The following is a 16,857-nucleotide window of genomic DNA, read 5'->3' on the forward strand; positions in this document are numbered from 1 at the left end:
TGGCATTCTACAATCTGGTGCGAGTTCCTGTGACTTCATTGGGATCGCGGTAAGCTTTGGGTTCTTCCCGCTTACGCGCTAAACCAGCTAAACCAGCTAAACCGGCTAAACCTAACCAACCCCAATTATTAGAACCGCGATCGCCTCTGACATCACTAGTTCCTTGAGAAGATGTATCTGTAGTGGTGCCAGTGCTTGTTGTGCCGCTAGTACCTGTTGAGTCAGTACCAGTGGTACCTGTACTACCTGTACCTGTGGTGCCACTGGTACCTGTTGAATCAATACCTGTGGTACCTGTTCCTGTTGTGCCAGTACCTGTAGTACCTGTGCCTGTAGTACCTGAGTTACCTGTGCCTGTACCTAAGCCTGAGCTACCTGTGCCTGTAGTACCTGAGCTACCTGTGTCTGTACCTAAGCCTGAACTACCTGTGTCTGTACCTAAGCCTGAGCTACCTGTGCCTGTACCTAAGCCTGAGCTACCTGTGCCTGTAGTACCTGAGCTACCTGTGCCTGTTGTGCCATTGGTACCTGTGTCTGTACCTAAGCCTGAGCTACCCGTACCTGTTGTACCTGTGGTACCGCTAGTACCTGTTGTACCATTGATACCTGTACCTGTGGTACCGCTAGTACCTGTGCCTGTCGTGCCTGTGGTACCGCTAGTACCTGTACCTGTTGTGCCTGTAGTACCTGTGCTACCACTACTACCACTACCACTGCTACCAGTCTGGGCAGAAACAGGTATAGTTACTACGGTGGCGAAACTGATGGCAAACAAGCTAGCCCAAACGGATTTAGATAATTTAACAGATCTCATGTTTATAGTTCCTTAAATGTTCTATACTTTGTGGTTTCTTGATTGCTCAAAATTTTATTTCTCTATTATTTTTCTAACATCATCTACTGTGATAAGCACTCTACAATTAGGCTTATATTAATTGCATATCTACTACTCAATTAGAAAAATATTTTCATCATTTCCAGAAATTTTATGTATTAATATAGACTTGATTAAGAAAAAATCTAATCTAATATAAATTATTTTAGATTTTACTCTTGGAATTGCAATACTTGATTTGCATTTTTGATTAATAAAAATGCAAAAATATGTAAACTTTGCCAAGTTAGATTGTCGCCAAGTATCACAAGATGAACCTCTTTCTTGAGGTATAAAAATCTCCGTTATTTAAGTTACAAAGTCTGGAGTTTTAAATCGAGGTTGTTGTATCTAACCCTTGATTGATAAGTATTTCCAAGCGTAAACAAAATAAACGCACTCTTAAATATAAATTAATCCCTAAGACAGTTACATAGGACTTAAGCATGAAAACGAAAAATCAAGTATTTGGGGAAGGGTGCAAGGGTGTGTGGGTTAAGAGGCAATACGGTACGGATAAGCATTTTGAACGAAGAATTGGTTTGGCGAACCCCAAAGGGGTTAAAGGGTAAGGGTTAAAAGTTTTTTCTTACCTTTCCCACTTCGCCTTTCCCCTTTAACCGAACCGTATTGGGTTAAGGGGTGGATCTATTCACAACCCTTACACCCTATACCAGTAAACCCCTACACCCAGCCTCAACAGATTATCGAAACAATCTGGTTTAAAACCTCGCCTTAAAAGGCGAAAAGTTTTTGCAACGGGGTATAAATCCTCGTTACAAAAACGGACTCCTGCCCCCTGCCTTCGTTAAGCAATAAATGTGTGTTTTAGCACTATTGAATGAGAATAATTGCCTCTTGAACTTTTGTAGAAAGTGCTGTTTGAAGCCCTTGCTCAACTTTTTGACTCAGTTCCTCAAAAGCCTCTTGATTTGTTGTTAATTGTTCTCGGAGAACTTTTTCTAACTCAGGCTTGATTTGAGTACACATATCCTCAATTTTTTTGTCGTTCATAAAACTAGAACGCATCCAACTGGGTAGATCCACATTTGTCTTAATCGCTTCTTGGACACTCTTACGATTTAATTCCATACCAGCTGCCATGACCGAAGCACCGTATACTAATGCGATCGGCCAGGTAAAGTGTCCTGTAAGAATCAGGGTGATGATGCTAGCAAGAGTTCCTCCACCAATGACTACATTGACAATCAACCCTACTGTCTCGGCAAGAATAGCATCTCCAATACGTAGTTCTGGGTTGGCAAACGTCGGCTCAATGGTGTCTTCAAACCTTAAACTGCTTCTAGGTATTTGAAACTTTCGGCAGATGGGGTCGGTTTCTGCGGCTAAGTCGGGTTGAATTTTATTGTTAAACCAACTGATGCATTGTTTGTTAATTATCTGCTGAGAAAGATCACCTTCTAGCCACTCTTCGGCACGACTTTTCATTGATGTTTCCAAGTCGGCTAAAGTGCGGATTTTGTTTTTTTGCCAGTCTTTTACTCCTGGTCTAACTGCGTTTTCTATCAAACCTTCTGCTAGTGGCTGAGTCAACAATTCTATTAAATCTGGGATATGCCTCCTAATCAGTTGTTCGAGCTTTTGTGAGTCTAAAAGTTTATTAACTTCTTGTTCAAAGGCTGTCGCACGCAAATCCCAGCGACCGACACGGGCTAAACCCAGTGCAATGCAGCGTTCTGGTTCGGGATCGGGGCGCAGGAGTGTTTCTGGTTCGGGAAACATTTGTTGACAAATTTGATGGGTAAATTTCATCCGCGATGCGCCACCAGTCATCAACACGAGTTTTGGTACAATCCCAAGTTGCTCAAGCTTTTGTTTCGCTTCGCTTACTGAGTTCTGAAACGATCGCATCCAACTTTTTTGTCCCAGTTCGGCTAAAGGTTGATTTAAAATTTCCTCCATCATCAATTTATTGACTTGCGGAATAAAATAAATCTGCTCGTTAATTGACTCAAAGCCGCGCGCAAAAGATTGGGGATCACTATATAGCTGTTCGTTAGAAAAGAAATCTTCTTTGGCTTTGCGACAAGCCAGTTCACAACGCGCTTGGTGATGGGGATATTCTTGAAATACTTTTTCGAGTAAGGTCTTTTGTTGATGTTGCGCTAAAGTTCGGGCAAAAATCGCTTTGTCAATTAAAGATGCACCTAAAGTATTACTCCCGAAATCTATGGGGATTTCGTGTAAGCTTTTTACCAAAGTAAAATCTGTGGTCGAGGAGCCAATATCAACAATTAGCACCGATGACAGTAGTTTGTCATATTCCAACTTCCCGGCTTCTTTGGCTTGCATGAAAGCAGCGCGAGATTCGGGTATAACATTCAGTTGAGGAATTCCAGCTTCTTGCAATAGCTTTTGATATTCGGCGCGATCGCTTGTTGACCATCCCGAAGGACAACCAACGTAAAAATAACTACTTTCGCCGCCTTCAATTTGTTTGCTTTCTTTTAGTTGGCTGTAGTAAGTAGCGAGAAATGTAGAAATTGTTTTTCGGTACTCAGGATCATTGTTAGGTTTTTGTTTAAAAGTTATCGCCAGTTGGGTCACGCCAGCTTGAATTAAGGCTTGTTCTCCGACTAGATAACCAAGTTTAGGATGCCAACCTAAAGCTGTAATTTGATTCTTTTTATTATTAACTTCTAGCATTTGGGGTGGTTCAATACTCTCCACAATAGCTTTTGCTACTGCTGTTTCACCGTGTCCCAAATCAAAACCGATTGTTTCAATAATTCTCATACTTTTAAAGCAATTTTTATCTGAATGAGGTATTTTCCTCTATAGCAAATCATGTAGGTTCCAAACAAATCTGTTGCCTATTGCCTATTGCCTGACTCCACGACTAGTTTGTAAATTAATTAGGATTGCTCTAGTCCCTAGTCTCTAACCTCTCCTATTCTCTCGCCTCAGAATAAGCTGGCTCAATTACCCGACCGCGCCGCAGCAAGCGATCGCCTTTTAATAAGGCAGGTGTGATGGTAACGTAATCTTTAGTGTCGGGGTCGATACTTGGCTCAAAATCAAAATATTCACGTTCACTTTGCTGTGCTTGCGGTTGGTAAAGTTGCGCGCGGATTCCTTGAGACATTAAAATTTGTGGCAGAAGTTTAGCTAATGCGATCGCCATTTGGGGTTGATCGAGAAATGATGCGCCCATTAGTCGTTGCAGAAAATTCAATAACTCTGGTAGTTCTTCGATGGTGCGATCGTCTTCGTATTTATTACTTTCTTCAAATCTAGCAACTGCTAAGTCGATAGTGTTGAGAGCATCCGCCAAGTTATCAAGCAGGATGTTACTATCAACCCGTAGCACAGGTTGGGGTAGTTCTACCAGTTCAGCAGAAGTTGAATTAGTTTTATCAAGTTGCAAGACAACTTCTAACCCTAACAGCAAGGAAGTCAGCAAAATTGCCATCCAAGCACTTAGGTCTATTTTGGTTAACGAAAACAACGAACCTAAAATCCCCACATAAATCAGTACCTTAAGCAGCTTCAATATCAACCTATTGGGGGAAAATTGCGCTAAATCTAAATTAGGAATTTGCTTTGGCTGTTTGGGAGTAACTTGAGATTGGTTAGCCGCAGTCAGAGTAGCGATAGACTGTCGCAGCATATCCAAAAAAAAGGCAGCTAAACGCACTTGAGTCAGGTTTAGCTCACTAATATAAATTCTTTCTAAGCTATCGAGATGGTTTTGAACTAGCTTAACTACTTGCTCAATGCTAGTTGTGTTATCAATCTCTGTCTGAAGTTGTTTGCGTTCTTCGCTAAAAAGTGCGCTGATTGTTTTCATTACATAATTAAATTACAGCAGATTTTATCTTAATCCTAGTCTTGCACGCCGTTACTGTGCGTCTTACTTAAAAAGGATTACAAACACTTCTGTAAAATAAAAATATTATTCTAAAGATATATATAGCGGTAGTCACATAGGTTAGGACAAATGAATGCGATTGAATGCCAGGAATAGTAATACTTTTACCTCCTGCCTCCTGCCTTTTGCCTTCTGCTATATTTCTGGTTTAAGGTATGAAAACTCAAGTAAAAAGCTGATTCAATGCAAAAATTTCGCCCTAAAGTTCCGGCTGTAATTTTTAGCGGAACTTTAAGCACGATTTTAGCGATCGCTATTTAAAGCCAGCGCAGTAATAAAATTAGGCAAACGTAGGACATTTCATGTAGTGAAGTAAACAATACTTCTCAAAGCCAAGTAAAAATTTTGTTGTATTTCATACTTCATACTTTTTTTGTTCCTGTGGCCACGGAGAGGAAGGTAATTGAGCAATCGATTGTACAACACAGCCTTCCAAAAAGATGGGGGTTCGTCCACAGTTAGGACATTTCATTCCATCATCTTGCTGAGTATCAGGTTTATTCTTAGGACGAGGTTTGGAATTTTGGGGTGTCAAAAAAACTACATCAATAGATAGTGGAGTCGAGCAGTTGCGACATTCGCAAATTAACAGTTGCCCTGCATTGCTCGTTTGGTAGATTTTTAGGTGTTGGGTGGGGTAGAACTTTTCCGGTTCTTCAGGCTGGGCGTAAAAGTTTTCCCGTTCTTCAGACTGTGAGTGCTTTGGTTCAAACTTTTCTGGCATGGGTTTGGTTATGGTTGCTTTAAGAGCATTCAGTATAATTATGCGGGACTGGCGGTGTAGCATCAACCCACACATTGCATTGGACTTCTTGCAGAAGTCGGGAAAAGGGGAAGGGGAAAGGGAGAAAGGTTTTGTATTTTACCCTTTCCCAATAAAGATGAGTCCCTTTTCTCACAAGAGTGCAAAAAGCAATGAGTCTTGAGGTCTATTGTATTCACAAGAACATGAGGAATGGAGTACAGAATAATTACTATTGCCTATTGCCTATTGCCCGTTACCTATTCCCTGTTACTATTTTTCAGCATTTTCAAAGTCAGTTAATGCACAAGCAAACTCTCGAAAGGCTATTTTAATTAGAACTTCTCTCATGCTTCTTTCTAGGGAAGAATTACGGATCATGTCTGACAATTCTATAAATAAATGTGAAATAATAAAGCGGTCTTGGCGGTCGAACTGTTTTAAGCAAGACAAGAGAAACTCGTAAAGCTCGGTTTTTTTGGGTTTGCTTTGTTCTTCCCAAATGCGGAATGCAAGTTGAAAGGTTTTTAAGCGTATCTCACTCATGTTGTAGGAAGTGTCTTTGTAGCGAATCGATACGCGTTGAGGCAGTTCCATAGGTTTTGGTGTAAAAACTTTATATTACTTATTATTCAGTTAGATTTAGGCTGATCCGGAGAAACATAGTTAAAACTGTAGAATTGCAACTTGCTTGCTAACATCACCACTCCTTCCAATTCCCAGAAACAGTTATGACAAAGAGAAATCAGCCAGCATTCAAACATCGCACACTTGTTCTCTTTGTCAGTATGCTAGTTTCATCAGAGCTATTGATGGCGACAGCAACAGCTAGTATCAACATTGCTCAAAAGCCAACTCTTACTGCTCCAAATACCAGCCCTGAGAAACAAAGAGCCGCCACCAGAGGAAAACAACTGCTGCAAGAAGCGCAGAAACTATATGAACAGGGTACAGCAACCTCTCGACAAGAAGCGATCGCAAAATATGAAGCAGCATTAAAAATTTGGCGACAAATAGGCGATCGCAATTCTGAAGCCACAACATTATTAGCTATTGGTACACTTTACTATACGCAAAATGATAATCAAAAAGCGTTGACATATTTTCAGCAAGGGGTAACAATTCGCCGCGAACAAAAAGACCGAATTGGCGAAGCTGTGATGCTTAATTCTGTTGCCAATGCTTACGCTAATTTAGGTCAGCCACAAAAAGCTTTAGAATTTTATAACCAAGCATTGCCATTATTTCGGGCTGAGAAACAACCCTTTTTTATTACTAACACTTTAATTGGTATTGGTGGAGTTTATTTTAATTCAGGTCAGACAAAGAAAGCACTAGAAGCTTATAATCAAGCATTAGTAATTCAGCGTGAGCAAAAAGATTTAGATGGACAAGCTGATACCTTGCAAGTTATTGGTATTGCCTATACTAATTTAGGAGAACCACAAAAAGCTTTAGACATATTCCAGCAAGCACTAGAGATTCAACGGGCGAAAAAAGATTTAGGTGGAGAAGCTGATGCACTCAACACTATTGGTTTAGTTTACTTATCTATTGGAGATGAGAAAAAGGCACTCTTAAACCTTAATCAAGCATTAAAACTACAACAACAAATCCAAGGTAATTTGTCTGGAAATGCCTTGGCATTTAACCTGAGCAAACAAGCTACGATATTGACTGCTATTGCTGGCGGCTATTCTTTTAATGAACCACCCAAAGCACTAAGCTACTATAACCAAGCGCGATCGCTTTTGCAAAAAGCAGGCAGTCCCCAAGCCGAGGCAGAACTATTAGGGCAAGTGGCTCTAGTTTACGATAGGTTAGGTGAAAAGCAAAAAGCTCTTGATGTTTTAAATCAAGCATTAGTATTGCAACGTGGTACGAAAAATGGTGCGAGAGTTGCCTTCACCCTCGATACTATGGGAGGAATTTATGCATCCTTGGGCGACTATCAAAAAGCCATCAATTTTTATAACCAAGCCCTAGATATTCAACGCCAAGTAAAAGATATTGCTGGGCAAGGAGATACACTCAAACATATAGCTTTGGTTTATAGTTTCCTCGGTGATTATAAGTTGAGTATTGCAACTTATAATCAAGTCTTAGAGACATTTAAAAATACAGGGGATCGCGATCAAATAGCGCAAACTTTAGATAATATTGGCAGTGCCTACCGTGCGTTAGAAAATTATCCCAAAGCTTTGCAATATTACAATCAAGCGCGGCAGGTACGACGTGAACAAGGGAATCTAATTGGTGAAGTCAGTGCTATTAGTGGCATCGTTAGAGTTTACGAAGCTTTGAAAAATTATCCTCAAGCTTTGGATGCTGCTAACCAAATTTTGACGTTAGCACAACAAAAACAAAATAACTTTGCCGAAACTAGCGGCTATGCTTTCTTAGGTAGAGTTTATTTAGCAGCAGGTGATTATCAAAAAGCCTTAGACTTTTCGCAAAAAGCTGCCACTGGTTGGCAAAAACTAGGGCAGAAAATTGCTGAAGCCAACGTTATTGGGAATGTTGCTAGAACATATAATGCTTTAAAACAACCACAACAGGCGATCGCAACTTCTAATCAAGAATTAAAATTGCGACAGAAAATTGGCGATCGCACCGGGGAAGCAGACACCCTGTATTATATAGCTCAGACAGAACGCGATCGGGGCAATCTCAACGCCGCCCGCAGCCAAATAGAAAACAGTATTAAAATCGTTGAAGATATCCGCACCAACGTCACCAGTCAAGATTTGCGAACTGCTTACTTTGCATCGGTGCAGAAATATTACCAATTCTATATCGACCTGTTGATGCAGCTACACAAACAGCAACCATCTCAAGGCTATAATGCTTTGGCATTGCAAGTTAGTGAACGTGCTAGGGCGCGGGGTCTTTTGGACTTGCTGACAGAAGCTAACGCAGACATCCGCCAAGGTGTAAATCCGAAGCTGTTGCAAACAGAACGCAACTTACAGCAACAACTCAATGCTAAAGAAAAGTTCCGCATTCAACTATTAAATGGAAACTATACCGAAAGTCAAGTTCAAAATTTAGATAAACAAACAGAAGAACTTCTTAAACAGTATCAGCAAGTTCAGGCAGAAATTAGAGCCACTAGTCCACGTTACGCGGCGTTGACACAACCTCAACCCTTATCATTGCAGCAAATTCAACAGCAAGTATTAGATGATCAGACCTTGCTTTTAGAATACTCCTTGGGAGAAGACCGTAGTTATCTTTGGGTTGTGAGCAAAAATAGCATTACCAGTTACGAATTACCTAAACGTACCGATATTGAAATAGCCGTGCAGGAGTTTCGCAATGCCTTAACTACACCATCCCAAAGAACTAGTATCTCAAAGACAGGCAAAACTGCGATCGCTCTATCAAAGATGATACTTGCACCCGCAGCCCAGCAACTCGGAAAAAAACGCTTAATTGTGGTTGGTGATGGTGCTTTGCAGTATGTACCGATAAGTGCATTAGCAATACCAAACAATCAAAACTATCAACCATTAATCACAACAAACGAAATCATCACCTTACCCTCAGCCTCAACTATTGCCCTATTGCGCCAAGACATCAAAGGGCGAAAAAAAGCACCCAAAGCCATAGCTGTATTAGCAGACCCGGTATTTTCCCCAGACGACGAACGTTTGAAAGGTCAACCATCAAATCGCCCGTCCATGACTCCAGACTTAGAAACTTTTGACCAGCAACAATTAGCACGTTCCGCCAGAGAAGCTGACATTAGCTTTGAACGCCTAAGTTTTACCCGCCAAGAAGCCGAACAAATTCTCTCACTGGTATCTAATAAAGAACGCAAGGAAGCTTTAGACTTTACTGCTAGTCGTGATATTGCCACAAGTCCAGAGTTAGGACAATATCAAATCATCCATTTTGCTACCCACGGCATCCTTAATAGTACGAATCCCGAATTATCTGGAGTCGTGCTGTCGCTGTTTGATAACCAAGGGAAACCACAAAATGGCTTTTTACGCCTCCATGATATTTTTAACCTAAGTTTGCCAGCAGAGTTAGTAGTTCTCAGTGCTTGTGAAACAGGCTTAGGTGAAGAAGTGAAGGGAGAAGGGTTAGTAGGTTTAACTAGAGGTTTTATGTATGCGGGAAGTCCGCGTGTGGTTGTGAGTTTGTGGAGTGTGGATGATGAAGCTACATCAGAATTAATGCAGAAATTTTATACCAATATGTTACAGAAAAATTTAAAACCTGCGGCGGCGTTAAGGGCAGCACAAATAGAAATGTCTCGTAATCAGAATTTTACTGCGCCTTATTATTGGGCTGCGTTTACATTGCAGGGCGAATGGAAGTAATAGACTTCTTGCAGAAGTCGGGAAAAGGGGAAGGGGAAAGAGGGAAAGGTTTTGTATTTTTCCCTTCCCCTTTAACCTTTTCCCTTTTCCCACCTCTTGCAAAAGTGGTTTTTGCAAGAGGTCTATTCGTCACAAATGAGTTAGGCTTCTCTATGAATGAGTTCCCGTTCATAAGAAACTTGACAATGTTGGTCAATCGCTGTGTCTGCTTCTGGTTAGCAGTAGTTAAGTTTGATTTAATCAACACTCTCGGTTTGAAACAGTTCAATCACATCAGGAGTATGATGGGCGTGCATATTCAGAAGCCTCATCTTCCAGGGTAATTTTAGATTAGACTGCGCGATATCCTGCTAGATTTGCGATCGCTCGATGATACCACAGAGGATCGGTCTTAATATCTTTAACTATAAATATATAAGATGTATCTATGGTGGGCTAAAGTCTAGCCAGCAACAAAGTATTTTATTAGTAAATAAAGTAATATCTCTAACACCCCGACTTTTAATCACTTTTATATTAATGAACTCTAGGCGGTCAAAACCAACTCAGCCTCATACCCCTGACGAACAGCAACAGCCCAACCAAAATGAATTATTTCCGATTGTCGGCATTGGCGCATCTGCCGGGGGATTAGAAGCATTTACACAATTACTCAGCCATTTGCCGACTGATACAGGTATGGGATTTGTGTTGGTTCAGCACTTAAGTCCCGACCAAAAGAGTATGTTGGCGGAAATTCTGTCCCAGACAACCACCATGCCAGTAGTGCAAGTAAAAAATGGGATGGTAGTAGAACCAAATCATGTCTATGTGATTCCCCCTAACGCCATAATGACGATCTCTCAGGGAAAGTTACAACTGAGTCCGCGTCCGAAAATTCGCGGTCAGATAATGTCAGTTGATACATTTTTCTTTTCTTTAGCCCAGGAACGGGAAAGCAAAGCCATTGGTGTTGTATTGTCTGGGGGCGATGCTGATGGTGCTAAGGGGTTAGAAGCAATCAAGGAAGCTGGCGGAATTACTTTTGCCCAGTGTCAAGACTCGGCACAAGTTAGTAGTATGCCGAATATGGCTGTGGCTTCTGGACAGGTAGATTTTGTTTTAACACCACAAGAAATAGGCAAGGAATTAGCCAACCTCAGTCGTCATCCTTTCGTTAGTCGTACTACCCCAGAAAAAGCTGCTGAAGTTATACCCGCAGATGAGGATGCTATGACTACCATATTTAGTCTGTTAAAAGCGGCTACTGGTGTTGATTTTCATTACTACAAGCAAACTACCCTCAAGCGGCGCATCCTACGGCGGATGATTTTATCTAGGTTAGAGAGTTTAGAAGATTATGTGCGTTATCTTCAAGACCATCCGGGCGAAGTCAAAGCCTTGTATTACGATGTGCTAATCACTCTCACCTTTTTCTTCCGCGACCCTGAAGCTTTTGAAGCTTTAAAAAATAAAGTATTTCCGATTATTACTCAAGAACAGTCTGGTAATTCTCCGATTCGGGTTTGGGTGGCGGGATGTTCCACAGGAGAAGAAGCCTACTCCCTGGCTATCTGCTTACTAGAATATTTGCACGAGCAGGGAATAAAAAAGCCTATCCAAATTTTTGCCACAGATATTAATGAGGTAGCTATTGAAAAAGCCAGACTAGGTATTTACAAGCACAGTCAATTAGTAGATGTCTCTCCCGAACGCCTCCAGCAGTTTTTTGTACCCGTAGACGGTGGCTATCAAATTAACAAGCCCGTGCGGGAATGCTGTGTTTTTGCTAGACAAAACCTGATTAGTGATCCGCCCTTTTCTCGGCTCGATCTCGTTACCTGTCGCAATGTACTCATTTACTTAGGTTCTGCTGTCCAAAAGAAACTGCTGCCTATCTTACATTATGGTTTGAAGCCAACAGGCTTTTTGATGCTAGGCACGTCAGAAACAGTAGGCGAGTTTAGCGACTTGTTTGCACTGATTGACAAAAAGTATAAGATTTATGCCAACAAAATTTATCCGACTGGGCTGAAGATTGAATTAATTCCTAACAAGCCCGTAGAAGTTGTCCACCCTACGCCATTAGTCAGCGAACAGGTTTGGAATGAATTAGAAATGCAGAAGGCAGCCGACCAAATTATATTGCAGCAATATGCTCCGGTTGGTGTGATTATTGACCATAATCTAGAAATTGTGCAATTTCGCGGGCAGACTAGCCCCTATCTGCAACTACCATCAGGCAGACCAAGCTTTAATCTCTTAAAAATAGCTAAACAAGAATTACGGTTAGAACTACGCACTGCTATTCACCTAGCCAAAAAGCACCAAGAAGCAGTCAGAAAAGAAGGCATAGAAATCAAAGACAACGAGCAAATCAAACTGGTGAGGATTGATGTTGTACCATTTTATGCTCTCCCCGATAACACAAAAAGCTACTTTTTAGTTATGTTTGCCGAGACTGCCGCATCTTCTATCTTAAATTTAGCTGACGAGCAGCAAGCTTCCTCTTCAAGCACAAGCACTCGCAAAAGACGCAAAATTAATAACGAAAATGAAACTCAGCAACTCAAACAAGAGTTAGCCACAACTAAAGAATATCTGCAATCAATTATTGCAGAACAACAAGCTACAAATCAAGACTTGAGAGCCGCTAACGAAGAGATTCTTTCTAGTAATGAAGAGTTGCAAAGCACTAATGAAGAATTAGAAACAGCTAAAGAAGAAATTCAGGCAACTAATGAAGAATTAAACACTATTAACGAAGAATTACAACGCCGTAACGTCGAGTCAACTCAAGTCAGTAACGATTTACAAAATCTCCTCAGCAGTATTAGTATCCCAATTCTCATGTTAGGAGGAGATTTACGCATTCGTCGCTTTACTCCAGTAGCAGAAAGAATCTTTAACCTAATTCCTTCAGATGTGGGGCGACCATTCAGTGATATTAATCACAACTTAAATATTCCTGACTTAGAACAACAGATTTTGGAAGTGGTACGCACACTCACCTTTAAAGCCCAGGAGGTACAAGACAACGAGGGACACTGGTATGATTTACGCATCCGTCCCTATCGCACCATCGATCACAAAATTGACGGTGCTGTCGTAGTGTTGGTGGATATTAACGAACTCAAACGCAGTGCTAGACAAATCACAGCCGCGAGAGATTACGCCGAAGCAATTGTGGCGACAGTCCGAGAATCTTTAGTAGTGCTAGATACAGACCTAAAAGTAATTACCGCTAATCAGTTTTTCTACGAAATATTTCAGGTGACGGCAGAAGAAACAGAACAGCAACTAATTTATGATTTAGGCAATGGACAGTGGAATATACCGCAATTGCGATCGCTTTTAGAAAGCATCCTCTCCGAACAAAGCCAATTTCAAGACCTAGAAGTTGAGCATAACTTTGAGCATATTGGGCAGAAAATCTTGCGGTTGAATGGTCGCAAACTCTCTCACATCCACGATATGGCGATGATTCTGCTTGTGATTGAAGATATTACCCAGCAAAAGCAGCTAGAAGCAGAACGGACTCAACTTTTGGCGCAAGAACAATCAGCCCGTGAAGCCGCCGAGAGAGCCAACCGCGCCAAGGATGAATTTTTGTCAATTCTCTCCCACGAATTGCGAAACCCACTCAATGCTATGCTTGGTTGGGCGAATTTGCTGCGAACGCGCCAACTAGAAACAGATGTAGTTGAGCAGGGATTAGAAGCCATTGAGCGCAGCGCCCAAGCTCAAGCGCATTTAATCAGCGATTTGTTAGATATTTCTCGGATTAGCTCTGGTAGGTTGCGGATGGATGCCCAACCAGTCGAGCTTGCAAAGATAATTGAAGCAGCGATCGCAGTTGTGCGTCTAGCAGCAGAAGTCAAAAGCATTGAAATTCAAACTCAGTTAGATACTACACCCAGAGCGATCGTTGGTGATCCCATTCGCTTACAACAGGTCATCTGGAATTTACTGTCTAACGCCATCAAGTTTACCCCAGTCAGAGGCAAAATTAAAGTCACACTTAAGTACACCAAAGTACTAGCACAAATCCAAGTGAGTGACACAGGCCTGGGTATACCCTCTGACTTCGTTCCTTATATTTTTGACCGCTTCCGCCAAGCCGATGGCTCGAAAACTCGCTCCAATCAGGGTTTAGGACTAGGACTGGCAATTGTCCGTCACTTGGTAGAACTTCACGGTGGTGTAGTTGAAGCCAAAAGCCCAGGTGTAGGTAAAGGCACAACCTTTACAATTAGTCTACCGCTACAAAAGATCCAAGGGCAAATTTCTGTAGTCCATAGTAGTCAATCATTGGTTTTTCCAAGACCAGAATTATCAACCCAAAACATTGCCTCACTCGAAGGTGTGCGAGTGCTGATTGTTGAGGACGAAGCAGATATCCGCCTTTTATTCAAGTTAGCCTTAGAAGAATACGGAGTCCAAGTCACAACAGTTGCATCAGCCAGTGCTGCACTATCAACGCTGATGGCAAACCCTAACAGCTACGACATACTTTTGTCTGACATCGGCCTCCCCGGAGAAGACGGTTACTCACTAATTCGGCAAATTAGGGCGCTCGCTCCCGAACTCGGTGGGCAAATTCCCGCCGCCGCCCTCACCGCCTATGCTGGCGATGCAGAATACGCCGAAGCCTTAGCCGCCGGATACCAAATGCACATAGCTAAACCCATCGAACCCCCGCAATTAGTAGCTTTAATCGCCACCTTGACTCAACGGATGTAATATAGGAATCCGGTTTGATAAAGGCAATAGGCAATAGGCAATAGGCAAGGGTTTTAGCTCCCCTCTCCGCGTCGGAGAGGGGTTGGGGGAGAGGTCAAAATAAACTTGTCGAATTTACATTTTTTTTACGTAGACGCGTCAGCAGATCGCCGCAAGCTACCGCAAAGAACGCATAGAAACGAACTGTCTTCCCGCAGGGTAGGACACTAAGGAAAGAAAAAATTACTAACTGAATCGTATTGCCCAAGCACCGCAGGTGCAATTTCCTCTGCCCAAATGCCGCAACCATTACCCCTATTGCCTATTGCCTATTGCCTACTCCCTGTTCCCTGCTACTAGAAAATAATTTCTCAGATTCATCCTTTGAGTTTCTCGCAATAACTAAACACTCATTTTGAACCTTGGTCAGCATTTGCTTAAAAGCAGGAGTGTAATTACCATCTTCATCGACAACTCTACGCAGAGTGTACTCCCCAGCCCTAGAAATGCCACCAAACCAACGATTTTTTCGTTGCCAAATATCTCCATTTGGAGAGTTAGCTTCTTTATGTATTGTGGCATCTACCACCCATTTAGGAATTCTTATTCCTAAACCAAAAGGTATGAGTTGCCCATGCTGTAAACTTTCATCTATAAACTCAATTTTGTAAGTAAATCGAGTTAATTGAGATGAACGAAGTAATAGCCATCCGGCAATTGTGTTGTGAAAAGTCCACTGCAAAGGAGCAGAAACAGGTAGGACTAGAGTTTTATTTTGGCTGTCCCATTCTATGTTATAAAAGGTGATGCAATCATCTGGAAGTGGATTGCCATCCATATAGAAAACACCTTTGAGGACACTGGGTAAGTTCGTTTCTTTAATTGCTATCATCCATGTAGCAATATTGTCGAGTTGTTTTTTCTCGATTTTTCCAGTCATTACCTGTTTCCTTAATCACTTATTGTTTAGCAAAGCCTTGTAACACTAAATCATTAGGCGTAACGGCAGTCACCTTGGCAAAATCCCATTTGACTTCTGTAATTGAGTCCCATTTATACTTCTTGAAAAGATAGAAACAAAAAAGCTTAATTAAACCAATCGACAAACTTCTACCAGGACAAACTCGCTCATGACCTTCACCATTCCAAGATAAGATATCAGAAAAATCTCTTGTAATATCAAAATTATCTGGATTTTGGTATCTATTGGCATCTCGGTTTGCTGTGAAGATAGAACCAAGTAAACGAGTGCCTGTTTGGAATGGACATTTTTGCCCCCCGATTTCAACTTCGCCTGAATTAGTACTCAGTTGGCTAACAAATCTTACAGGTGGATAAAGACGAGCAGTTTCTAAGATTACTTTATAAAGGAGTTGGGACTGTTCGAGAGCATTTTTGTTAGGAGTTTCTTGACCATTCCATAAAGTATTTATCTCAGATACTACGTTGTTCTTTAAAGCAGTATCTAGGCATAAAACACCAATCACAGAACCTAACAGCCCACTTGTCCCAGCCGTTCCGGCAATATGAATCATATCGAAAATACTGTTAGCTATTTGGTGTTCGTTTAAACCATAGCTTGAACCTGTTTCTAAAAAAGATGCCCATCTGGGAGATTGTTTATATTTTTCAATTAAACGCTGGCGATGTTTGATATTTGGTGCTGTTCTAAACGCCAGGAGATATTTGCTGATGAAGTTAGGCAAAGATGCGAGAGCCAGACCTTTAATATAAGCCTGTGATCCCTCAATTTCTGCTTCAGTTAATGATATTTGCAGAATTCCTTGGTGCAGTATTCCTAACAATATTTTTGGCAAATCGTTGCCAATATGTAATTGTCCTTGTTGAGTAGCTTTTGACAGATATTGATCGACTAAACCTGCTAAAACTTCTACTTGTTCTAAAGGATCTGGTAAAGCTTGCAATAATACAGCACGAACACCTGTGTGTTCATTGCCGTTGGTTCCCAAGCTGAGGGGATTGTTGAGTAAATAGCTAGGTGCTAAGATTCTGATGATACCTAAATCATTACCCCGGACTTGCGGCTCCACGTGCATTAGTTCCTTCACCTTGGTATGAGATGAGTGCATGATTGCGTGATCTACCGCAAAATATTTATCCCCAATATTTTGCCAGCGAATATAGAGAAAGTCTTTCCAAGCATTGAGCATGATCAAGGCATCGCTGTAATATGCACGTAACCTTAACAGCTTGCCAAATGGCGTATTATAGCCGACTTTCTCTAAGGTTTGGGCAAGTTTGATCTGGCGATCGTGGTTTTGGAGAACCTTTTCTTTGAGTTCCATAGGGTTGATGA

10 protein-coding genes are annotated in these 16,857 nt (G+C 41.5%); 3 read left to right on the top strand and 7 right to left on the bottom strand.

Annotation, left to right across the window (positions count from 1 at the left end):
• Positions 1-7: 7 nt before the first annotated feature.
• From H6G76_RS18635 to H6G76_RS18655, 5 genes are all read right to left on the bottom strand, one after another.
• Complete coding sequence (locus H6G76_RS18635; RefSeq protein ID WP_190703723.1) at positions 8-814, bottom strand: WGxxGxxG-CTERM domain-containing protein; 807 nt, start codon at positions 812-814, stop codon at positions 8-10.
• A gap of 894 nt (positions 815-1,708) precedes the next feature.
• Positions 1,709-3,631 (bottom strand): Hsp70 family protein, encoded by a 1,923-nt coding sequence (locus H6G76_RS18640; protein WP_190703725.1) that lies wholly within the window; start codon positions 3,629-3,631, stop codon positions 1,709-1,711.
• Between the two features lie 154 nt (positions 3,632-3,785).
• Positions 3,786-4,685 (bottom strand): hypothetical protein, encoded by a 900-nt coding sequence (locus tag H6G76_RS18645; protein ID WP_190703727.1) that lies wholly within the window; start codon positions 4,683-4,685, stop codon positions 3,786-3,788.
• A 436-nt stretch (positions 4,686-5,121) separates the two neighbouring features.
• Complete coding sequence (locus H6G76_RS18650) at positions 5,122-5,490, bottom strand: hypothetical protein (RefSeq protein WP_190703729.1); 369 nt, start codon at positions 5,488-5,490, stop codon at positions 5,122-5,124.
• Between the two features lie 291 nt (positions 5,491-5,781).
• Positions 5,782-6,105, bottom strand: coding sequence for a hypothetical protein (locus H6G76_RS18655; protein WP_190703730.1), 324 nt, complete (start codon positions 6,103-6,105; stop codon positions 5,782-5,784).
• Positions 6,106-6,239: 134 nt separating this feature from the next.
• Here H6G76_RS18655 and H6G76_RS18660 point away from each other — a divergent pair, with 134 nt between their 5' ends.
• The 3 genes from H6G76_RS18660 to H6G76_RS18670 all read left to right on the top strand — a co-directional run bounded on the left by H6G76_RS18660 (position 6,240) and on the right by H6G76_RS18670 (position 14,561).
• Positions 6,240-9,839 carry a CHAT domain-containing protein gene (locus H6G76_RS18660; protein WP_190703733.1) on the top strand — a complete coding sequence of 1,200 codons (3,600 nt, stop codon included), beginning with the start codon at positions 6,240-6,242 and terminating at the stop codon, positions 9,837-9,839.
• Positions 9,830-10,162: a hypothetical protein gene (locus H6G76_RS18665; RefSeq protein ID WP_190703735.1), complete on the top strand. Its 333-nt coding sequence runs from the start codon at positions 9,830-9,832 to the stop codon at positions 10,160-10,162. The genes H6G76_RS18660 and H6G76_RS18665 overlap by 10 nt, the downstream gene beginning before the upstream one ends.
• Positions 10,163-10,358: 196 nt before the next feature.
• Positions 10,359-14,561 carry a chemotaxis protein CheB gene (locus H6G76_RS18670; RefSeq protein WP_190703738.1) on the top strand — a complete coding sequence of 1,401 codons (4,203 nt, stop codon included), beginning with the start codon at positions 10,359-10,361 and terminating at the stop codon, positions 14,559-14,561.
• Positions 14,562-14,862: 301 nt separating this feature from the next.
• On the opposite strand, the gene H6G76_RS18675 is transcribed toward H6G76_RS18670, so the two are convergent.
• Both H6G76_RS18675 and H6G76_RS18680 read right to left on the bottom strand, forming a co-directional pair.
• Positions 14,863-15,480, bottom strand: coding sequence for a hypothetical protein (locus H6G76_RS18675; RefSeq protein ID WP_190703740.1), 618 nt, complete (start codon positions 15,478-15,480; stop codon positions 14,863-14,865).
• A gap of 19 nt (positions 15,481-15,499) precedes the next feature.
• Entirely contained in the window at positions 15,500-16,846 is a 1,347-nt protein-coding gene (locus tag H6G76_RS18680) for a cytochrome P450 (protein ID WP_190703743.1), read from the bottom strand.
• Positions 16,847-16,857: the final 11 nt, after the last annotated feature.

This window comes from Nostoc sp. FACHB-152, from assembly GCF_014697475.1.
GTDB lineage: Bacteria > Cyanobacteriota > Cyanobacteriia > Cyanobacteriales > Nostocaceae > Nostoc_B.

Coding starts and splice junctions, on each gene's coding strand:
- H6G76_RS18675 (WP_190703740.1), bottom strand. CDS start 15,480: ATGACTGGAAAAATCGAGAAAAAACAACTCGACAATATTGCTACATGG.
- H6G76_RS18665 (WP_190703735.1), top strand. CDS start 9,830: ATGGAAGTAATAGACTTCTTGCAGAAGTCGGGAAAAGGGGAAGGGGAA.
- H6G76_RS18635 (WP_190703723.1), bottom strand. CDS start 814: ATGAGATCTGTTAAATTATCTAAATCCGTTTGGGCTAGCTTGTTTGCC.
- H6G76_RS18680 (WP_190703743.1), bottom strand. CDS start 16,846: ATGGAACTCAAAGAAAAGGTTCTCCAAAACCACGATCGCCAGATCAAA.
- H6G76_RS18645 (WP_190703727.1), bottom strand. CDS start 4,685: ATGAAAACAATCAGCGCACTTTTTAGCGAAGAACGCAAACAACTTCAG.
- H6G76_RS18655 (WP_190703730.1), bottom strand. CDS start 6,105: ATGGAACTGCCTCAACGCGTATCGATTCGCTACAAAGACACTTCCTAC.
- H6G76_RS18640 (WP_190703725.1), bottom strand. CDS start 3,631: ATGAGAATTATTGAAACAATCGGTTTTGATTTGGGACACGGTGAAACA.
- H6G76_RS18660 (WP_190703733.1), top strand. CDS start 6,240: ATGACAAAGAGAAATCAGCCAGCATTCAAACATCGCACACTTGTTCTC.
- H6G76_RS18670 (WP_190703738.1), top strand. CDS start 10,359: ATGAACTCTAGGCGGTCAAAACCAACTCAGCCTCATACCCCTGACGAA.
- H6G76_RS18650 (WP_190703729.1), bottom strand. CDS start 5,490: ATGCCAGAAAAGTTTGAACCAAAGCACTCACAGTCTGAAGAACGGGAA.